Source organism: Dechloromonas sp. ZY10 (assembly GCF_041378895.1).
Lineage (GTDB): Bacteria > Pseudomonadota > Gammaproteobacteria > Burkholderiales > Rhodocyclaceae > Azonexus > Azonexus aquae.
The window spans coordinates 3,440,685-3,456,128 of record NZ_CP144212.1 but is presented as its reverse complement, the minus strand read 5'-3'; the positions used below and the strand labels follow the sequence as shown (position 1 = coordinate 3,456,128).

The 15,444-nt window shown below is 65.3% G+C and carries 15 protein-coding genes; 3 read left to right on the top strand and 12 right to left on the bottom strand.

Annotated features, from left to right (window positions below):
- The first annotated feature begins 59 nt into the window (after positions 1-59).
- On the top strand, positions 60-782 hold the full coding sequence (locus tag VX159_RS15830) for an N-acetylmuramoyl-L-alanine amidase (protein ID WP_371323835.1): 723 nt from the start codon (positions 60-62) through the stop codon (positions 780-782).
- On the opposite strand, the gene murB is transcribed toward VX159_RS15830, so the two are convergent.
- Positions 757-1,773 (bottom strand): UDP-N-acetylmuramate dehydrogenase, encoded by a 1,017-nt coding sequence (murB, locus tag VX159_RS15825; protein ID WP_371323834.1) that lies wholly within the window; start codon positions 1,771-1,773, stop codon positions 757-759. The two genes, VX159_RS15830 and murB, sit on opposite strands and share 26 nt — an antisense overlap.
- Positions 1,774-1,859: 86 nt before the next feature.
- Between murB and VX159_RS15820 the strand changes: the two genes are divergently transcribed.
- The gene (locus tag VX159_RS15820) at positions 1,860-4,616 is read left to right on the top strand and encodes an MASE3 domain-containing protein (RefSeq protein ID WP_371323833.1); all 2,757 of its coding nucleotides are present in this window, start codon (positions 1,860-1,862) and stop codon (positions 4,614-4,616) included.
- A gap of 26 nt (positions 4,617-4,642) precedes the next feature.
- Here the strand turns inward: VX159_RS15820 and VX159_RS15815 are convergent, their stop codons facing one another.
- The 4 genes from VX159_RS15815 to rapZ are packed head-to-tail and all read right to left on the bottom strand — an operon-like array spanning position 4,643 to position 7,016.
- The gene (locus tag VX159_RS15815; RefSeq protein ID WP_371323832.1) at positions 4,643-5,269 is read right to left on the bottom strand and encodes a flavin prenyltransferase UbiX; all 627 of its coding nucleotides are present in this window, start codon (positions 5,267-5,269) and stop codon (positions 4,643-4,645) included.
- A 2-nt stretch (positions 5,270-5,271) separates the two neighbouring features.
- Positions 5,272-5,808, bottom strand: coding sequence for a Gx transporter family protein (locus VX159_RS15810; RefSeq protein ID WP_371323831.1), 537 nt, complete (start codon positions 5,806-5,808; stop codon positions 5,272-5,274).
- Positions 5,789-6,163, bottom strand: a complete 375-nt coding sequence (locus VX159_RS15805) for a NusG domain II-containing protein (protein ID WP_371323830.1) — start codon at positions 6,161-6,163, stop codon at positions 5,789-5,791. Before VX159_RS15805 ends, VX159_RS15810 begins: the two co-directional genes overlap by 20 nt.
- Positions 6,164-6,167: 4 nt before the next feature.
- Entirely contained in the window at positions 6,168-7,016 is an 849-nt protein-coding gene (rapZ, locus tag VX159_RS15800; RefSeq protein WP_371325543.1) for an RNase adapter RapZ, read from the bottom strand.
- 121 nt (positions 7,017-7,137) lie between these two features.
- Between rapZ and VX159_RS15795 the strand changes: the two genes are divergently transcribed.
- Complete coding sequence (locus VX159_RS15795) at positions 7,138-8,310, top strand: M20 aminoacylase family protein (protein WP_371323829.1); 1,173 nt, start codon at positions 7,138-7,140, stop codon at positions 8,308-8,310.
- An 81-nt stretch (positions 8,311-8,391) separates the two neighbouring features.
- Here VX159_RS15795 and VX159_RS15790 read toward each other — a convergent pair whose 3' ends face one another.
- The 7 genes from VX159_RS15790 to VX159_RS15760 form a co-directional block, all read right to left on the bottom strand.
- Positions 8,392-9,309 carry an MBL fold metallo-hydrolase gene (locus VX159_RS15790; RefSeq protein ID WP_371323828.1) on the bottom strand — a complete coding sequence of 306 codons (918 nt, stop codon included), beginning with the start codon at positions 9,307-9,309 and terminating at the stop codon, positions 8,392-8,394.
- Positions 9,306-9,482 carry a DUF1289 domain-containing protein gene (locus VX159_RS15785; protein ID WP_371323827.1) on the bottom strand — a complete coding sequence of 59 codons (177 nt, stop codon included), beginning with the start codon at positions 9,480-9,482 and terminating at the stop codon, positions 9,306-9,308. Before VX159_RS15785 ends, VX159_RS15790 begins: the two co-directional genes overlap by 4 nt.
- Positions 9,475-9,675 (bottom strand): DUF1289 domain-containing protein, encoded by a 201-nt coding sequence (locus VX159_RS15780; protein ID WP_371323826.1) that lies wholly within the window; start codon positions 9,673-9,675, stop codon positions 9,475-9,477. Before VX159_RS15780 ends, VX159_RS15785 begins: the two co-directional genes overlap by 8 nt.
- A 58-nt stretch (positions 9,676-9,733) precedes the next feature.
- On the bottom strand, positions 9,734-10,720 hold the full coding sequence (locus VX159_RS15775) for a hypothetical protein (protein WP_371323825.1): 987 nt from the start codon (positions 10,718-10,720) through the stop codon (positions 9,734-9,736).
- A 22-nt stretch (positions 10,721-10,742) separates the two neighbouring features.
- Positions 10,743-11,648, bottom strand: a complete 906-nt coding sequence (locus VX159_RS15770) for a hydroxymethylglutaryl-CoA lyase (RefSeq protein ID WP_371323824.1) — start codon at positions 11,646-11,648, stop codon at positions 10,743-10,745.
- Entirely contained in the window at positions 11,645-13,336 is a 1,692-nt protein-coding gene (locus VX159_RS15765; RefSeq protein ID WP_371323823.1) for an AMP-binding protein, read from the bottom strand. Before VX159_RS15765 ends, VX159_RS15770 begins: the two co-directional genes overlap by 4 nt.
- Positions 13,337-13,430: 94 nt before the next feature.
- On the bottom strand, positions 13,431-15,431 hold the full coding sequence (locus VX159_RS15760; RefSeq protein WP_371323822.1) for an acetyl-CoA carboxylase biotin carboxylase subunit: 2,001 nt from the start codon (positions 15,429-15,431) through the stop codon (positions 13,431-13,433).
- Positions 15,432-15,444: the final 13 nt, after the last annotated feature.

Here is a 15,444-nt window from a genome sequence, read left to right as displayed (position 1 = left end):
GCGGGGCTGCGGTCGGGGCAGTGGCGTGCTAGTCTGCGGCGCCTGCCGGAGTGCCTGCGATGATAATCCGACCCCTAGTCGTTTTTTGCCTTTTTTTCCTGTCGACCGTGGCTTTGGCCGCAGGTAGCCGGCCCCCTCCGCTGGTAGCGGTCGATGTTGGCCATGGGATTCGCGATGGCGGTGCAGCCAGCGCCCGCGGACGCAGCGAATTCGCCTTCAACCGCGATTTTGCCGAGGTCCTGGCCACCGCGCTGCCCGCCTACGGAGTGGCCGTGCGGCCGGTCAATTTTGCCGGCGAGATCGGCAGTCTGGTCGAACGGCCGCGCCAGGCCGGCAACAGCGATCTGTTCATTTCCATCCATCATGATTCGATCAGCGAGGAGTATCTGCAGGAATGGGACTGGGATGGCGAGGCGGCAAGTTATACCGAGCACAAGCGCGGTTACGGGATTTTCATCTCGGCCGCCAACCCCGAGCCGGCCATCAGTTTGCGCTGTGCCGTTGCGGCCGGCCGGGCCCTGCGCGAGGCCGGCTTTGTTCCGACGCCTTGGCACGGGCGCAAGCATCGTGCTGCCGATGCCGAAAATGGCGTCTGGTATTACGACAATCTGGTCGTGCTTTACCGGACCCGCTTGCCGGCGCTGTTGTTCGAGGCCGGCGTGATCAAGCACCGCGAGGAAGAACTGGAACTTCGCGATCCCGCTCGGCAGCAGCGGATGGCTGCGGCGCTGGCGCGGGCGCTGGCCGGTTGCCTGCTTACAGAAACACCGGTTCGGGAATAAGTTCGACGCCGAAACCGTCGCGCACGGCCTCTTGTACCGCCTGCATCGTCCGTTCGACATCGCTGCCGGTGGCGCCGCCGCGATTGACCAGGACCAGTGCCTGCTCTTCGTACATCCCGACCGGTCCGAGGTCGCGTCCCTTCCAGCCCGCCTGCTCGATCAGCCAGCCGGCGGCCAGCTTGGTGCGGCCGTCGTTTTGCGGGTAGCGCGGCATGTCCGGGTGAATCGCCAGCAGTGCCGCACACTTGTCGCGCGAGACTACCGGGTTCTGGAAAAAACTGCCGACATTCGGCAACTTTGCTGGATCGGGCAGCTTGCGCTGGCGAATGGCAACAATGGCCTCGGCGATGTCCCGGGGGGCGGGGTCAGCAATCCCGCGGGCCGCCAATTCCTCGGCCACGTCGTGATAGCGGCAGTTGGCTTGCCAGGCCTTGGGCAGGCGGAATACGACGCTGACGATCACCATCCGGCCGTCGGTATGCCATCCGTGTTGCTTGAAAACACTGTCCCGGTAGCCGAAATGGCAGCCTTTGCGGTCGACCGTGATCAGTGCCTTTTTCTTGAAATCCCAGACCTGCAGCGAGTGGATGCGCTCGCCGACTTCGAGGCCGTAAGCACCGATGTTCTGGATCGGCGCAGCACCGACGCTGCCAGGGATCAGGGCCAGGTTTTCCAGGCCGGGCCAGCCTTGCTCCAGGGTCCATTGCACGAAGCCGTGCCAGTTTTCGCCGGCGCCGGCTTCGATGTACCAGGCCTCGGCATCTTCACGCAGCAGGCGGCGGCCGCCAATTGCCATATGCAGCAAGAGGCCGTCGAAGTCGCCGCGCAGGACGAGGTTGGAGCCGCCGCCGAGAACGAAGCGACGGGTGTCCTGCAGCGCTTCCACGGTCAACTGCCCCGGATCGGTGATTTTCAGATAGGCGGCAGCACGGCCCGGCAGGGCCAGCGTGTTGAACGGGGTTAAATCGACGGCAGCAAGGACGGCAGACATCGGATATGCAAAACGGACAGTTGGGCCGGCAGGCAGGGTATCATCACGCACAGACAAAGTGGGAAAAATAACTCGCTGGGAGGCGTGTGGAGATCGGCAAGGAAAATAGTTTCTCGGCATGGAGTGATCCGCGGGTCTGGATGGCGGCGCTGACTCTGGTGCTGCTATTTGGCCAGTGGCTGCCGGCCAGCCGTTTTTTCTCGACGCCGGCGCACTATCTGCCCCTGCATACTGCGCTTGAGTTCATCGCCATGGCTGTTTCGGCGATGGTTTTCGCCCTGGCCTGGAACCTGCGCCGGCAACCGGCCAGCAGCCATGCTCTGCTGCTTGGCTGTGCCTTCCTGTGCATCGGACTGATCGATCTGGCGCACACCTTGTCCTATACCGGGATGCCGGCGCTGGTAACTCCCAGCGGACCCGAGAAAGCGATCAATTTCTGGCTGGCCGGGCGTCTGATCGGGGCGCTGGCCCTGCTTGCGGTCGCCTTGCTTGCCAATCGGCGCTGGCCGGCGGCGGGGGCCTGGGGCGGATTGCTGGCGGCATTGTCGCTGGCGCTGCTGGTCTGGTGGGTGGGCTTGTTCCATGCCGACTTGCTGCCGCGCACCTTCATTCCCGGGCAAGGGCTGACTGCCCTCAAGATCGGCAGCGAATATGCCCTGACCGCGATCTACCTGCTCGCGGCATGGCTGCTGTGGCGGCGGGGCCGGCGCGAATATGGCGAGCGGCGCAGCAATCTCGGCTGGCTGGCGGCGGCGGCCTGGGGGCTGGGGCTGGCGGAAATGTTCTTTACCTTGTATCAGGACGTGACCGACCTGTTCAATCTGCTTGGTCACGTCTACAAGGCGCTCTCCTACCTGCTGATCTATCGGGCCTTGTATGTAGCTGGCGTCCATGCGCCCTATCGTGAATTGCAGGAAAACCACGAAACCCTGCACGACATCCTGCGCGCTTCGCTCGACGGTTTTCTGCGGATCGACCGCAGTGGCCGCATCCGTGAAGTGAATAGTGCCTATGCCGACGCTTCCGGCTATCCGGTCGGCGAACTGCTCGGCGCACCGCTGGCTTTGCTTGAGGCCAATGAGGATGCCGGTGCCGTGACTGCGCATATCGAGCGGGTTCTGGCCTGTGGCAGCGATCTGTTCGAAACCCGTCACCGGAAGAAGGACGGCAGCCTTTGGGATGTCGAGATCAGCGTGGTGTACAGCACCCGCGAGGGGGGCTCGTTTTATGTGTTTGTCCGCGACATCAGCGCACGCAAGCATGCCGAGGCCAGCTTGCGCCTGCAAAGCGAAATCACTGCACAGGCGGCTGAGGCTGTCAGTCTGGTGCGTGCCGCCGATGGGCAGTTGCTTTACTGTAATCGCCGCTTCCGGGAAATTTTCGGCGATCCGGAGCCAACCCTGCCACCGCCGGGGTTGCCCGAGCGTAGCGACCCGCAGATCGTCGCCAGCCTGCGTGCTGCTGGCTACTGGAGTGGCGAGGTGCTCAACCGGCGCCGGGACGGCAGCAGTTTCTGGTGCGCGGTGAATATCGGTGCTTTCCAGCATCCGGAGCTGGGTGAGGTGTGGATCGCCCACCAGTCCGACATATCGGAATTGAAGCAGGTCGAATTCGCGTTGCGCGAACTTAACGAAACACTGGAAGAGCGGGTGGCCGAGCGGACCGCCGAGGCCGAGCAGGCTCGCCAGCTGGCCGAAGCCGCCAGCCGGGCCAAGAGTGTGTTCCTGGCCAACATGAGCCACGAAATCCGTACGCCGATGAACGCGATCATCGGCATGGCCGGGGTGATGCGGCGCGAGGGAGTTTCGCAGCGGCAGGCCGAGCGGCTCGACAGCATCGATATGGCGGCCCGCCATCTGCTCGGGGTGATCAACGACATTCTCGACTTTTCGAAAATCGAGGCCGGAAAATTCCGTCTGGAGTCTTTGCCGCTACACCTGGCAGCAGTGCTCGGCAATGTCGCATCGATGTTGCGCGATACTGCGCGCAACAAGCGGCTGGGCTTGCGGGTCGAGCCTGCTGCCTATGCCTTGCCGCTGCTCGGTGACCCGCTGCGCTTGCAGCAGGCCTTGCTCAACTATGCCGGGAATGCACTTAAATTCACCGATCAGGGCGAAGTCTGCTTGCGTACCGTGTTGCTGCAGGAAACCGAAACAACGGTGACGATCCGCTTCGAGGTCCGCGACAGCGGTGTGGGCATTGCCGCAGAACATCTGCCGCGCCTGTTTGCTCCCTTCGAACAAGGCGACAACTCCACGACCCGCCGCTTTGGCGGCACCGGACTCGGGCTGATCATCACCCGCAAGCTGGCGGCGATGATGGGCGGCGAGGTTGGGGTTGAAAGCCGCCTCGGCGAAGGCAGCCTGTTCTGGTTCTCGGCGATCTTGAGCAAGGCCGATTCGGCAGCCATCCGGAATTGTCCGGCGGACGCGGAACATCCCGAAGCCCAGTTGCGGCAGCGCCACGTCGGTCGCCGGGTGCTGCTGGTCGAGGATGAACCGATCAATCGTGAAGTCGGCCAGATGCTGCTCGAAGATGTCGGCCTCCGCGTCGATCTCGCCGTCGATGGTGGCGAGGCGTTGCAACGGATTGACGAGGTTGCCTACGATCTGGTCCTGATGGATATGCAGATGCCGAACATGGATGGTCTTGAAGCCAGCCGCCGGATTCGCCAGCAGCCGGCGCTCGACTCCCTGCCGGTGATCGCGATGACCGCGAATGCCTTTGCCGAAGACCGGGCGCGCTGCCTCGATGCCGGGATGAACGATTTTGTCAGCAAGCCGGTCGATCCGCAGGCGCTGTATGCGACCCTGCTGCGCTGGCTTGAGCATCGCCACGAATAGCGGTGGCTTGGCCGGGGAAACTCCGGTCAGTCGCCCCAGCGCTGTTGCAGCGCATGCGGGATGCGCAATTGGTCGAGGATGCGGGCGACGACGAAATCAACGATTTCGCCGATGCTTTGCGGGTGCTGGTAAAAGCCCGGGCTGGGCGGCAGGATCACGGCGCCGGCGCGGGCCAGGCGCAGCATGTTTTCCAGGTGGATGACCGAAAATGGGGTCTCGCGCGGGACCAGGACCAGCTTGCGGCCTTCCTTAAGTACGACATCGGCGGCGCGTTCGATCAGGTTGTCGGACAGGCCCTGGGCAATCGCCGCCAGCGTTCCCATGCTGCACGGGCAGACGACCATCGCGTCGGGCGGGTTGGAGCCGGAAGCAACCGGAGCAAACCATTCCTCGCGGCCGAAAACCTGTAGTTTTTCGCCGTCGACCGTGGGAAAGCGTTCGAGCAGGCAGGCCTTTGCGTCGGCCGGGCGCGACGGCAGCTCGAAAGCGAGTTCCTGGCGGGCGACGATCTGCGCCGCCTGCGAATACAGCAATTGCACCCGGCAGCCGGCGGCGAGCAGGCATTCGAGCAGGCGCAGGCCGTAGGGCATGCCGGAGGCGCCGGTCAGGGCCAGGCAAATGGTCGGTGAGGTGGCTTGGCTTGGGAGCATCATGGTCAGTCGTGGACAGGCGAGGTAGGCGCCGGTTCCGCCAGCAGGCGGGCGGCGACCAGGCCGTTGAGCGTACCAAAGAACAGCGCGGCGGCGGCGAACAGCGGCGCGAGCAGGAAAACCCCGTCGTGCGGGATCAGCCACAGCCGGGCCAGCAGCAGTTGGCCCCCAATGTGGGCGAGGGCGGCGAAGATCGACAGGCTGACCGGCCCGAACCAGCGGGACGGCAGATGTCGGGCCAGTCCGAGCGTCAGCAGGCTGCACACGGTGCCGCTCAGCGACAGGAAAAAACCGGGGGCGAGAAAGTAGCCGAGCAGCAGGCTGGCGGCGAGCACGCGCAGCAGACTGACCCAGATCGCCGTACCCCAGCCGTGGCGCAGCAGCACCACCAGGGTGACGATATTGGCCAGGCCCGGCTTGATGCCGGGCAAGGGTGAGGGCACGGCGGCATCGACCAGCGACAGCAGGACCGCCGCGCTGGCCAGACCGGCGATCCGCCGGTCCTCGTCGCTGACCCGGAGTTCAATAACTGAGCGAGTCATAGACGCGGGTGCGGCCGGTGATTTGCAGGCTGACGCGGTTGGGGGCGCAGATCGCGATTTCGCCCGGCCGGCTGAGCCAGCCCTGGCGCACGCAATACTGGCGCGGCCCCGGGTCGGCCACGACGCGGGCGCGGCCGGGCTCGACCGCGATCAGCGTGTTGCCGAGCGGCCCGCCGACTTCAATCTGGCGGGGCTGGCCGAGGTCAAGGGTGGCAAAGATCCGGCCTTCCTGGCGGATTACTGCGTGCTCGCCGATCCCGCTCTGCCACAAGCGCGGCAGGCTGACGGCGACGGCGGCGGCAGTGGCAAGCAGCACCAGCCAGTCGCCGGGACGAAACAGGGCAGACCAGCGCACTGGCCTAGTGCCCGGCCAGCGAACGGTGGCGGACCAGCACGCGGGCCTGGCCGGCAAATTCGCGGGCCAGCCATTCGGCGATGAAAACCGAGCGATGCTGGCCGCCGGTGCAGCCGATGGCCACGGTCAGGTAGTTGCGGTTGTCGCGGACGTAGGCAGGCAGCCAGTCGGCGACGAAACGGCGGATGTCGCCGCGCATCCGGCAGACTTCGCTCTGGCCTTCGAGAAAGTCGATCACCGGCTGGTCGCGGCCGGTCAGCGGGCGCAGGCTGGCTTCGTAATGCGGATTGGGCAGGCAGCGCACGTCGAAGACCAGATCGGCGTCGAGCGGCAGGCCGTGCTTGAAGCCGAAGGATTCGAACATCAGCGTCAGTCCTTGACCGGGCTCGGATTCGATGAACTGGCGGACCCACTCGCGCAGTGCGTTGGCCTTGAGGTTGCTGGTGTCGATGCGATGGCCGAGGCTGGCAATCGGTTCGAGCAGCCGGCGTTCCTGCTGGATCGCTTCGAGCAGCGAGATGCCCTCGCCGCTGAGCGGGTGGCGCCGCCGCGACTCGGAATAGCGTTTGAGCAGGATCTCGTCGCCGGCATAAAGGAAGAGGAAAGTCGGCCGGGTGCCTTCGTCGGCCAGCAGTTGCAGCTTTTCCGGCACCTGTTCGATGCCGAGGCCGCCGGAGCGCGAGTCGATGGCAACTGCGACCCGCACTACGCCTTCGTTGCGCAGCATTCGCACCAGGGTCGGCAAGAGCACCACCGGCAAGTTGTCGACGCAGTAATAGCCGGCGTCTTCGAGCAGGTGCAGGGCAACCGACTTGCCGGAGCCGGAGAGGCCGCTAATGAGAACGAGTTCCATGCCCGGCAGGATAATCAAGGCGGCAGCAGGCGGCAAGCTGCGGCATAATCCGCAGATGCTCTGCAACGACCAGCCCGCGCTCTGCCGATCGCGACGGCCACGCCACAGGAGACGATGATTCATGCCCCACGCCCCGATTTTTCCCTTTCTCGCCGAGTTGACTGCGTTGCGCCGCGATATTCATGCGCACCCGGAACTGGCTTTTGACGAACACCGTACCGCCGACCTGGTTGCCAGCGAACTGGAGAGTTATGGTCTGGAGGTGCATCGCGGCATCGCCCGCACCGGTGTCGTCGGCGTGCTGCGTGCCGGCAGCTCGGGGCGGATGATCGGCTTGCGCGCCGACATGGATGCCTTGCCGCTGCCCGAACTCAACGAATTTCCGCACCGTTCGAAACACCCCGGAAAAATGCACGGCTGCGGCCACGACGGGCATACCGCGATGCTGCTCGGTGCCGCCCGTCATCTGGCCGCGCACCCGGATTTCGATGGGGTCGCAGTATTCATCTTCCAGCCCGCCGAGGAGTCGGAAGGTGGGGCGGCGGTGATGATCGAGGACGGCTTGTTCGAGCGCTTCCCGGTCGAGTCGGTCTATGGCCTGCACAACTGGCCGGGCATCCCGGTTGGAGAAATGGCGGTGATGCCGGGGCCGGTGATGGCTGGTACCTGCGGCTTCGAGATCGTCGTCCGTGGCCACGGCTGCCACGCGGCGATGCCGCACCAGGGCGTCGATGCCATCGTCGCCGGCGCCCAACTGGTGCAGGCATTGCAGACCGTGGTCAGCCGCAACCTGCATCCCTGTGAGTCGGCGGTGGTCAGCGTCACCCAGTTCCACGCCGGCGAGGCCTGGAACGTGATTCCCGAGGAAGTGGTGCTGCGCGGCACCATCCGCAGCTTCAAGAGCGAAGTGCAGGAAACCGTCGAACGCGCCATCGAGCGCCTGTGCAGCGGCATCGCGGCGGCCAACGGGGCGCAGATTTCGGTGCATTTCGACCACCGTTACCCCGCCACGGTCAACAGCCTCAATGAGGCGAATTTCTGCCGCGAGGTCGCGGCCGAGGTGTTTGGTGGCGACAAGGTGCTGACCGACGTGCTGCCGTCGATGGGCGCCGAGGATTTCGCCTACATGCTGCGCGAAAAACCCGGCTGCTACGTCTGGCTCGGCAACGGGCCGGGCACCGGTGGCTGCACCCTGCACAACCCGCATTACGACTTCAACGACGACATTCTCGGCCTCGGCGTTGCCTACTGGGTACGCCTGGTACAGAAGGCCTTGCCGCAGGCTGGGCGCTGAGTCGGCCTGCGCCAATTGGTCGTGCGGCCCGTGTTGGGTCCATCGTGCGGCCAATTGCGAAACCGGCTGTGCCGCCCGCGCTCAGTGGGCGGCCTCGATCCAGCCGTGAGTCAGGCGGATCGCGCCGCTGCGCAGCAGGTCGTCCACGCAGCGGCGGGCGATTTCGTCCGGAGTCCGTTGCAGAAAGCGCTGATTGACCGTCGTGGTGAAGGGCAGGGTCGCGATCAGGGCGTGAAACTCGTCTGCCGGCAAGCGCTGTTTTTCCAGCAGCGCAAACGAGGCGATGGTGCGGATGCCGTGCCAGGCCAGGCCTTCGCCGTCGTTCTCGATCCGCGTCAGGCGCTGCAGGCCGCGTTCAATCGCGCCGGTGGCATCGGCAAAGGGCCGGCCGTGGCCGGGAATGACCAGACGCAGCGGCAGCCGGCCGAGCATTTCCAGCGTTTCACGGGTCGCGGTGAGGCCATCTTCGCTGCCGAGCAGGGTCGGGAAAATCAGGCCGAAGCCGTTTTCCCAAAGCGCATCGCCGGCGATCAGGATCCCGCCTACCGGGTCGAAAAAAGCCAGCGCATCATTATCGTGGCCAGGAACGCCCAGTACCTGCCACTCGCGTTCGCCGAGCGTCAGCGTGCTGCCGGCGGCCAGCGTCGCCGAGGGCTGGAAGCGTGCCCCCTGCTGGCGTAAAGGGCTGAGCAGCAGGGCTTCCTCGTTCCATTCGGCAACCGCCGCTGCCGCCCCGTCCGGGACCACCAGCGCGCAATCAAAGACGGCCTGCAGCGCCGCGTTGCCACCGATGTGGTCGGAATGGATGTGGGTATTGACCACTTGCCGCAGGCGGCGGCCGGCGAGCGCATGGCCGACCAGGGCAACCGTCTGTTCGGCGTGGCTGACATAACCACTGTCAATCACGCTGGCCGTGTCGCCTTCCAGGCAGACGACGTTGTTGGCCGACAGCCAGCCGCGTTCGAGGACGATCAGGTCGGCGGGCAGTGGTGGATTCATGGCGGCGTGTCGGGGTCGCCGCCCGGCGGCAACGGATCGACCGGGCGGGCGACGGCTTCGGCCACGATTTCCGGTTCGCCCAGCGGCGGCCGGCCGCAGCCGAGGCAGTAGCCGGAGTCGGGGTCGGCCATGCAGACACCGACGCAGAGGTAATCGTCCTGTCCGTCAGCCATGCGGCACCTCGTTCTGGTCGCTGGCCAGACGGCGGCTGGTGACGCGAGCGAGGATGGCGACCCGCTCGGGGTTGCTGGCGGCGGCCCAGCCGGCGATTTCTTCAAGGCTGCGGAAACAGCCGCTGCACAACTGACTGAGCGGGTCCATCCGGCAGACGTTGATGCAGGGGGAGGGAATGGAGGCAGAACTCAAGGGAGAACTCATTGGGGGAAAAAGGCAAAAAAACCGGGTTGACCGTGAAAACCGTGCTTCAGATCAGCATGAAGCGATGCTGCTGGTCGCGGACCCGTTCGACGGCGGCACGGGCTTCCTCGCGGTCGACACGGGCGAGCATCACCAGATAATGACGCCGGTCGCGGGCGTTGAGTTCCGGGAAATTGATCGTGTGCACATCGCTGCCGTTGCCGGTATCGCTGACCACGCCCATCCGGTCGATGCTGATACTGACCGGGGTCAGGTTGAGCGAGGCTTCCGGCGTGTGCAGGAACTCGGCCAGCGCATTGACCAGGTTTTCCGGCTGCAGCGCGGCGGCGGCGCGGCGTAGTTGCGTGTCGATTTCGTCGATATGGCGGGTATGCACCGTGTATGCCGGACCGGCAGTTGCGCCCTTGAGCACGGTCAGGTGGGCGCGTTCGACCGAGAGATCGGAGCGCAGTCCCTCGCGTTCGGAACGTAAGGCTTCGACGTGGTCGTGAAAACTCAGCAACAGGCTGTCGATGGCCCGCAGGTGCAGTTTGCGCAGGGTCTGCTCCAACGAGCAACTGGGTTCGACCAGGGTCTGGTCGGCGAAGTAGAGGACCCGTTGCGGGACTTCGGTTTGCACCAGATCGCCCTGGACGCTCATCCCCAGTTGCCGTTTTTCGTGGCGGCGGGCGGCGAATAGCGCGTAGAAGTGGTCACTGGCGTAGCAGGCCGGATCGGCGAGGTAGTCGCGCACCGCCTGGCTGCGCCCGAGCATTTGCGAAATGTCGTCGGCGGTGGCGAACAGCGCATGCACCAGCGGATCGGCGGCAAAGGCGTGGTGGCTGATCTCGACCGGCCCGGGCAGGCCGGCGATCAAGCCGTCGCAATAACCGAGGGCGTATTCGACCGGCGCCGCGAGATGGCGCTCGAAGGCCGGGTCGGCCTTGAGGATCGGCGCCACCACTTCGGCAACCCGGTCGAGCACTTGCTGCACCGGCGGCGAAGGCGGCGGTGCCGGGTGCAGCAACTCGGAAACGGCGGAAAAGAAACTCACGCGGGTGCGGGCTCGGCTCGGGTCAGGCGCTATTCAGGCAAATCGCCCGACCGGCCTTGGCGCCGTTGGGGCGGTTGATGGCGCTGGAAATCCAGTCGCCGACTGCTGCCAGTTTAGCCAGATCGATGCCGGTTGCAATGCCCAGCCCGTGCAGCAGGTACACCACGTCCTCGGTGGCGACGTTGCCGGAGGCACCCTTGGCGTAGGGGCAGCCACCCAGCCCGGCGACCGAGGCGTCGAATACCGCCAGTCCCATTTCCAGCGAGGCATGGACGTTGGCTATCGCCATCCCGTAGGTGTCGTGGTAGTGGCCGGCGAGTTTCTCCAGCGGCACCACGCGGGCGCAGGCGTCGAGCATGCGGCGGATCGAGTCGGGATTGCCGACGCCGACGGTATCGCCGAGCGAAACCTCGTAGCAGCCCATTTCGTACAGTGTCTTGGCCACCTGCGCGACCTTTTCCGGCGCCACCGCGCCTTCGTACGGGCAGCCGACGACACAGGAAACATAGCCGCGCACCGGGATTTCCAGCGCCGAGGCGGCGGACACCACCGGTTCGAAGCGCTTGAGGCTTTCGGCAATCGAGCAATTGATGTTCTTCTGCGAAAAGGCCTCGGAGGCGGCGCCGAAGATCGCCACCTCGTCGGCCTTGGCCACGACCGCGCCGTCGAAGCCCTGCAGGTTGGGGGTCAGCGCGGTGTAGGTGACGCCTGGCTGGCGGCGGATGCCAGCGAGCACGGCGATGTTGTCGCCCATCTGCGGCACCCATTTCGGCGAGACGAAGGAGGTGGCCTCGATCACCGGCACGCCGGCGGCGGCGAGGCGGTTGATCAGCTCGATCTTGATCTCGGTCGGGACTACCTGTTTTTCATTCTGCAGGCCGTCGCGTGGGCCGACTTCGACGATCTTGACGCGTTGCGGATAGCTCATGCGTGGGCCTCTTCCTCAAGTTTGAGTTCGGATTTCATCTGCTGGCGGATCATGAACTTCTGGATCTTGCCGGTGATGGTCATCGGGAAATTATCGACGAAACGCAGGTGGCGCGGCACCTTGTAATGCGCGATCTGGCCCTGGCAGAAGTCGCGGATGTCCTGTTCGCTGCAGTTCTGGCCGGGTTTCAGGATGATCCAGGCGCAGAGTTCCTCGCCGTACTTGTGGTCGGGAATGCCGACCACCTGCACGTCCTGGATTTTCGGGTGGCGGTAGAGGAATTCCTCGATCTCGCGCGGGTAGATGTTCTCGCCGCCACGAATCACCATGTCCTTGAGCCGGCCGACGATGTTGCAATAGCCCTCGTCGTCGATGGTCGCCAGGTCGCCGGTGTGCATCCAGCCGTTCTGGTCGATGGCTTCGGCGGTCTTGGCTTCGTCGCCCCAGTAACCGAGCATCACCGAATAGCCCCGGGTCAGCAGTTCCCCGGGCTGGCCGCGCGGCACGATGCGGCCGTCGGTATCGACGATTTTGACTTCAATGTGCGGCTGGACGCGGCCAACCGTCGAGACCCGGCGCTCGACCGGGTCGCTGGTCGAGCTCTGGAACGAGACCGGTGAGGTTTCGGTCATGCCGTAGGCGATGGTTACTTCATGCATGTTCATTTCGCCAATCACCCGCTTCATCACCTCGATCGGGCAGGGGCTGCCGGCCATGATTCCGGTGCGCAGCGTGTCGAGCGCGAAGGATTTGAATTCCGGGTGGTCGAGCATGGCGATGAACATGGTCGGCACCCCGTGCAGTGCCGTGCACTTCTCTTCGGCGACAGTTTGCAGCGTGGACAGCGGGTCGAAGCCTTCGGCCGGAATCACCATCGCTGCGCCGTGGGTGAGTGCGGCGAGGTTGCCGAGGACCATGCCGAAGCAGTGGTAGAAAGGCACCGGGATGCACAGGCGGTCCTGCGGCGTCAGGCGCATCGCCTCGCCGACGAAGAAACCGTTGTTGAGCACGTTGTGGTGGGTCAGCGTCGCGCCCTTGGGCGAGCCGGTGGTACCGGAGGTGAACTGGATGTTGATCGCGTCGTCGAACTGCAGTTGCAGCGCCAGTTCGGCAAGGTCGTTGAGTTCGGCGCGGCTGGCCGGGCGGCGCAGTTCGTCGAAATTGAGCAGGCCGGGGGTCTTTTCGCTGCCCAGGCGGATTGCCCATTCGAGCTGCGGCAGGCGGGCGCAACGCGCCGCGCCGGGGGCGGCAGAGGCCAGTTCCGGGGCCAGATCCTGCAGCATTTCCAGGTAATTGCTGCTCTTGAAGCTGGGGGCCAGGATCAGTGCCCGGCAGCCGACCTTGTTCAGCGCGTATTCGAGTTCGGCGCGGCGGTAGGCCGGGTTGATATTGACCTGGACCAGGCCGGCCTTGGCGGTGGCGAACTGGGTCAGCACCCATTCGAGGTTGTTCTGCGACCAGATGCCGATCCGGTCGCCAGGCTGCAGGCCGAGGCGGCGCAGGCCGCAGGCCAGGTTATCAACGGCTTCCTTGAGCTGGGCGTAGCTCAGCCGGGCCTGCTGGTGGCGGACGACCAGAGCCTCGCGGCTGGCGTATTGCTGGCAGATGGCGTCGAAATGGTCGCCGATGGTGGCGCCGATGAGCGGCTGTTGGCTCGCCCCGTGGACGTAGCTGTACTGTGCTTGCATGGGTTTGTCTCCTCACACCCTCTTCCGGGGTGGTGTGGTGCAGCAGAAGTCGGTAGTGATCGGCGCCCGGATCGGCCGGGCGCCGGGTTCAGTTTCAGGCAGTCGCTTCGAACTCGACCAGCGGTGCGCCGTCGCTGACCTGCTCGCCGGCGGCGTAGCAGAAGGCCTTGACGGTGCCGGCGGCGGGGGCGGTGATGGTGTGCTCCATCTTCATCGCTTCGAGAATCAGCAGCGGCGTGCCCTTGTCGACCTTCTGGCCGGGCTGTGCGAGCAGGGTGACGATCTTGCCCGGCATCGGCGCGGTCAGGCCGCCGCCGTGGCTGTCGCCGGCATCGACGCGGTGCAGCGGATCGTCGCGCAGCAGGGTCCAGGTGGCGCCGTGCAGGAAGACGTTGCGCTTGTCGTCGACCGCGACCACCGAGGCGATCAGCCGGCGGTCGTCGAGTTCGACGGCAAAACGGTCGCCTTCGAGCTTTTTGCCGCGCGCCACGGTCGACTCGCCGTTGAGGGTAATTTTCCAGCTGTCACGGCGATAGCCGACCTGCGCTTCAACCAGCGTCTCGCCGTCCTTGAAGCTGATGGTGCGCGCGGCCGACAGGTTCATCCGCCAGCCGTCGCGGGCGTGCCAGGGGGAGTGCGGGTCGCCGCTCTGCTTGGCGGCGGCCTTGGCGGCGTGCTGTTCCCACAGCAGTTCGCCGACGGTGGCGACCAGCAGCGCATCGCGCGGCACCGGCTGGATTTCCGGGAACAGGAAGTCCTTCTGGCGTTCGATCAGGCCGGTGTCGAGGTCGGCGCCGGCAAAAGCCGGGCAGGCGACCAGCCGCGACAGGAAGTCGATATTGGTGGTCAGGCCGGCCACCTGGTAATCGGCCAGCGCCTTGCGCATGCGCGCCAAGGCACCGTCGCGGGTTTCGTCCCAGACAATCAGCTTGGCGATCATCGGGTCGTAGAAGGGGGTGATTTCGTCGCCTTCCTCGACCCCGGTATCGACCCGCACGTTCAGCGATTCGGCCGGCGGCGCCAGGCGGATCAGGCGGCCGGTGGCGGGCAGGAAGCCCTTGTTGGCGTCTTCGGCGTAAATCCGCGCTTCCAGCGCGTGACCACGGATTTCCAGCTGTTCCTGCTTGAGCGGCAGCGGCTGGCCGGAGGCGACGCGCAATTGCCATTCGACCAGATCCTGCCCGGTGATCATTTCGGTGACCGGGTGCTCGACCTGCAGGCGGGTGTTCATCTCCATGAAGTAGAAGGTGCCGTCCTGCATGGCGATGAACTCGACCGTGCCGGCGCCGACGTAGCCGACCGCCTTGGCCGCCGCAACGGCGGCTTCGCCCATCTGGCGACGGCGCTCTTCCGGCATGCCGGGGGCCGGGGCTTCTTCCAGCACCTTCTGATGGCGGCGCTGCACCGAGCAGTCGCGCTCGAACAGGTAAACACAGTTACCGAGGGTGTCGGCAAAGACCTGGATTTCGATGTGGCGCGGCTTGGTGATGTACTTCTCGATCAGCACGTGGTCGTCGCCGAAGCTGGAAATTGCCTCGCGTTTGCACGAAGCCAGCGCGTCGAGGAAGTCTTCGGATTTTTCAACCAGGCGCATGCCCTTGCCGCCGCCGCCGGCAGCGGCCTTGATCAGCACCGGGTAGCCGATCTGGTCGGCTTCCCGGTGCAGCAAGGTCGGGGTCTGGTCGTCGCCGTGGTAGCCCGGAGTCAGCGGCACGCTGGCGGCGCCCATCAGTTTCTTGGCTTCGGACTTCGAGCCCATGGCGCGGATTGCCGAAGCCGGCGGGCCGATGAAGGTGATGCCATTGGCGGCGAGCGCTTCGGCAAATTCCTCATTTTCGGAGAGGAAGCCGTAGCCCGGATGCACCGCCTGGGCGCCGGTGCGCTTGCAGGCGTCGATGATCTTGTCGGCGACCAGATAGGACTCGCGCGCGGCAGCCGGCCCGAGCAGCACCGCCTCATCGGCCAGGCGCACGTGGCGGGCGTTGGCGTCGGCTTCGGAATAAACGGCGACGGTGCGGATGCCCATGCGGCGGGCCGTCTTGATCACGCGGCAAGCAATCTCGCCACGGTTGGCAATCAGAATCTTGGTGAACATTTTTTCTCTCCTG

Excerpts from the sequence above, each read along its gene's own strand:
- VX159_RS15815 (WP_371323832.1), bottom strand. The coding sequence starts at position 5,269 with ATGATGCTCCCAAGCCAAGCCACCTCACCGACCATTTGCCTGGCCCTG.
- VX159_RS15760 (WP_371323822.1), bottom strand. The coding sequence starts at position 15,431 with ATGTTCACCAAGATTCTGATTGCCAACCGTGGCGAGATTGCTTGCCGC.
- VX159_RS15790 (WP_371323828.1), bottom strand. The coding sequence starts at position 9,309 with ATGAATCCACCACTGCCCGCCGACCTGATCGTCCTCGAACGCGGCTGG.
- VX159_RS15785 (WP_371323827.1), bottom strand. The coding sequence starts at position 9,482 with ATGGCTGACGGACAGGACGATTACCTCTGCGTCGGTGTCTGCATGGCC.
- rapZ (WP_371325543.1), bottom strand. The coding sequence starts at position 7,016 with ATGGAACTCGTTCTCATTAGCGGCCTCTCCGGCTCCGGCAAGTCGGTT.
- VX159_RS15830 (WP_371323835.1), top strand. The coding sequence starts at position 60 with ATGATAATCCGACCCCTAGTCGTTTTTTGCCTTTTTTTCCTGTCGACC.
- VX159_RS15765 (WP_371323823.1), bottom strand. The coding sequence starts at position 13,336 with ATGCAAGCACAGTACAGCTACGTCCACGGGGCGAGCCAACAGCCGCTC.
- VX159_RS15795 (WP_371323829.1), top strand. The coding sequence starts at position 7,138 with ATGCCCCACGCCCCGATTTTTCCCTTTCTCGCCGAGTTGACTGCGTTG.
- murB (WP_371323834.1), bottom strand. The coding sequence starts at position 1,773 with ATGTCTGCCGTCCTTGCTGCCGTCGATTTAACCCCGTTCAACACGCTG.
- VX159_RS15770 (WP_371323824.1), bottom strand. The coding sequence starts at position 11,648 with ATGAGCTATCCGCAACGCGTCAAGATCGTCGAAGTCGGCCCACGCGAC.
- VX159_RS15810 (WP_371323831.1), bottom strand. The coding sequence starts at position 5,808 with ATGACTCGCTCAGTTATTGAACTCCGGGTCAGCGACGAGGACCGGCGG.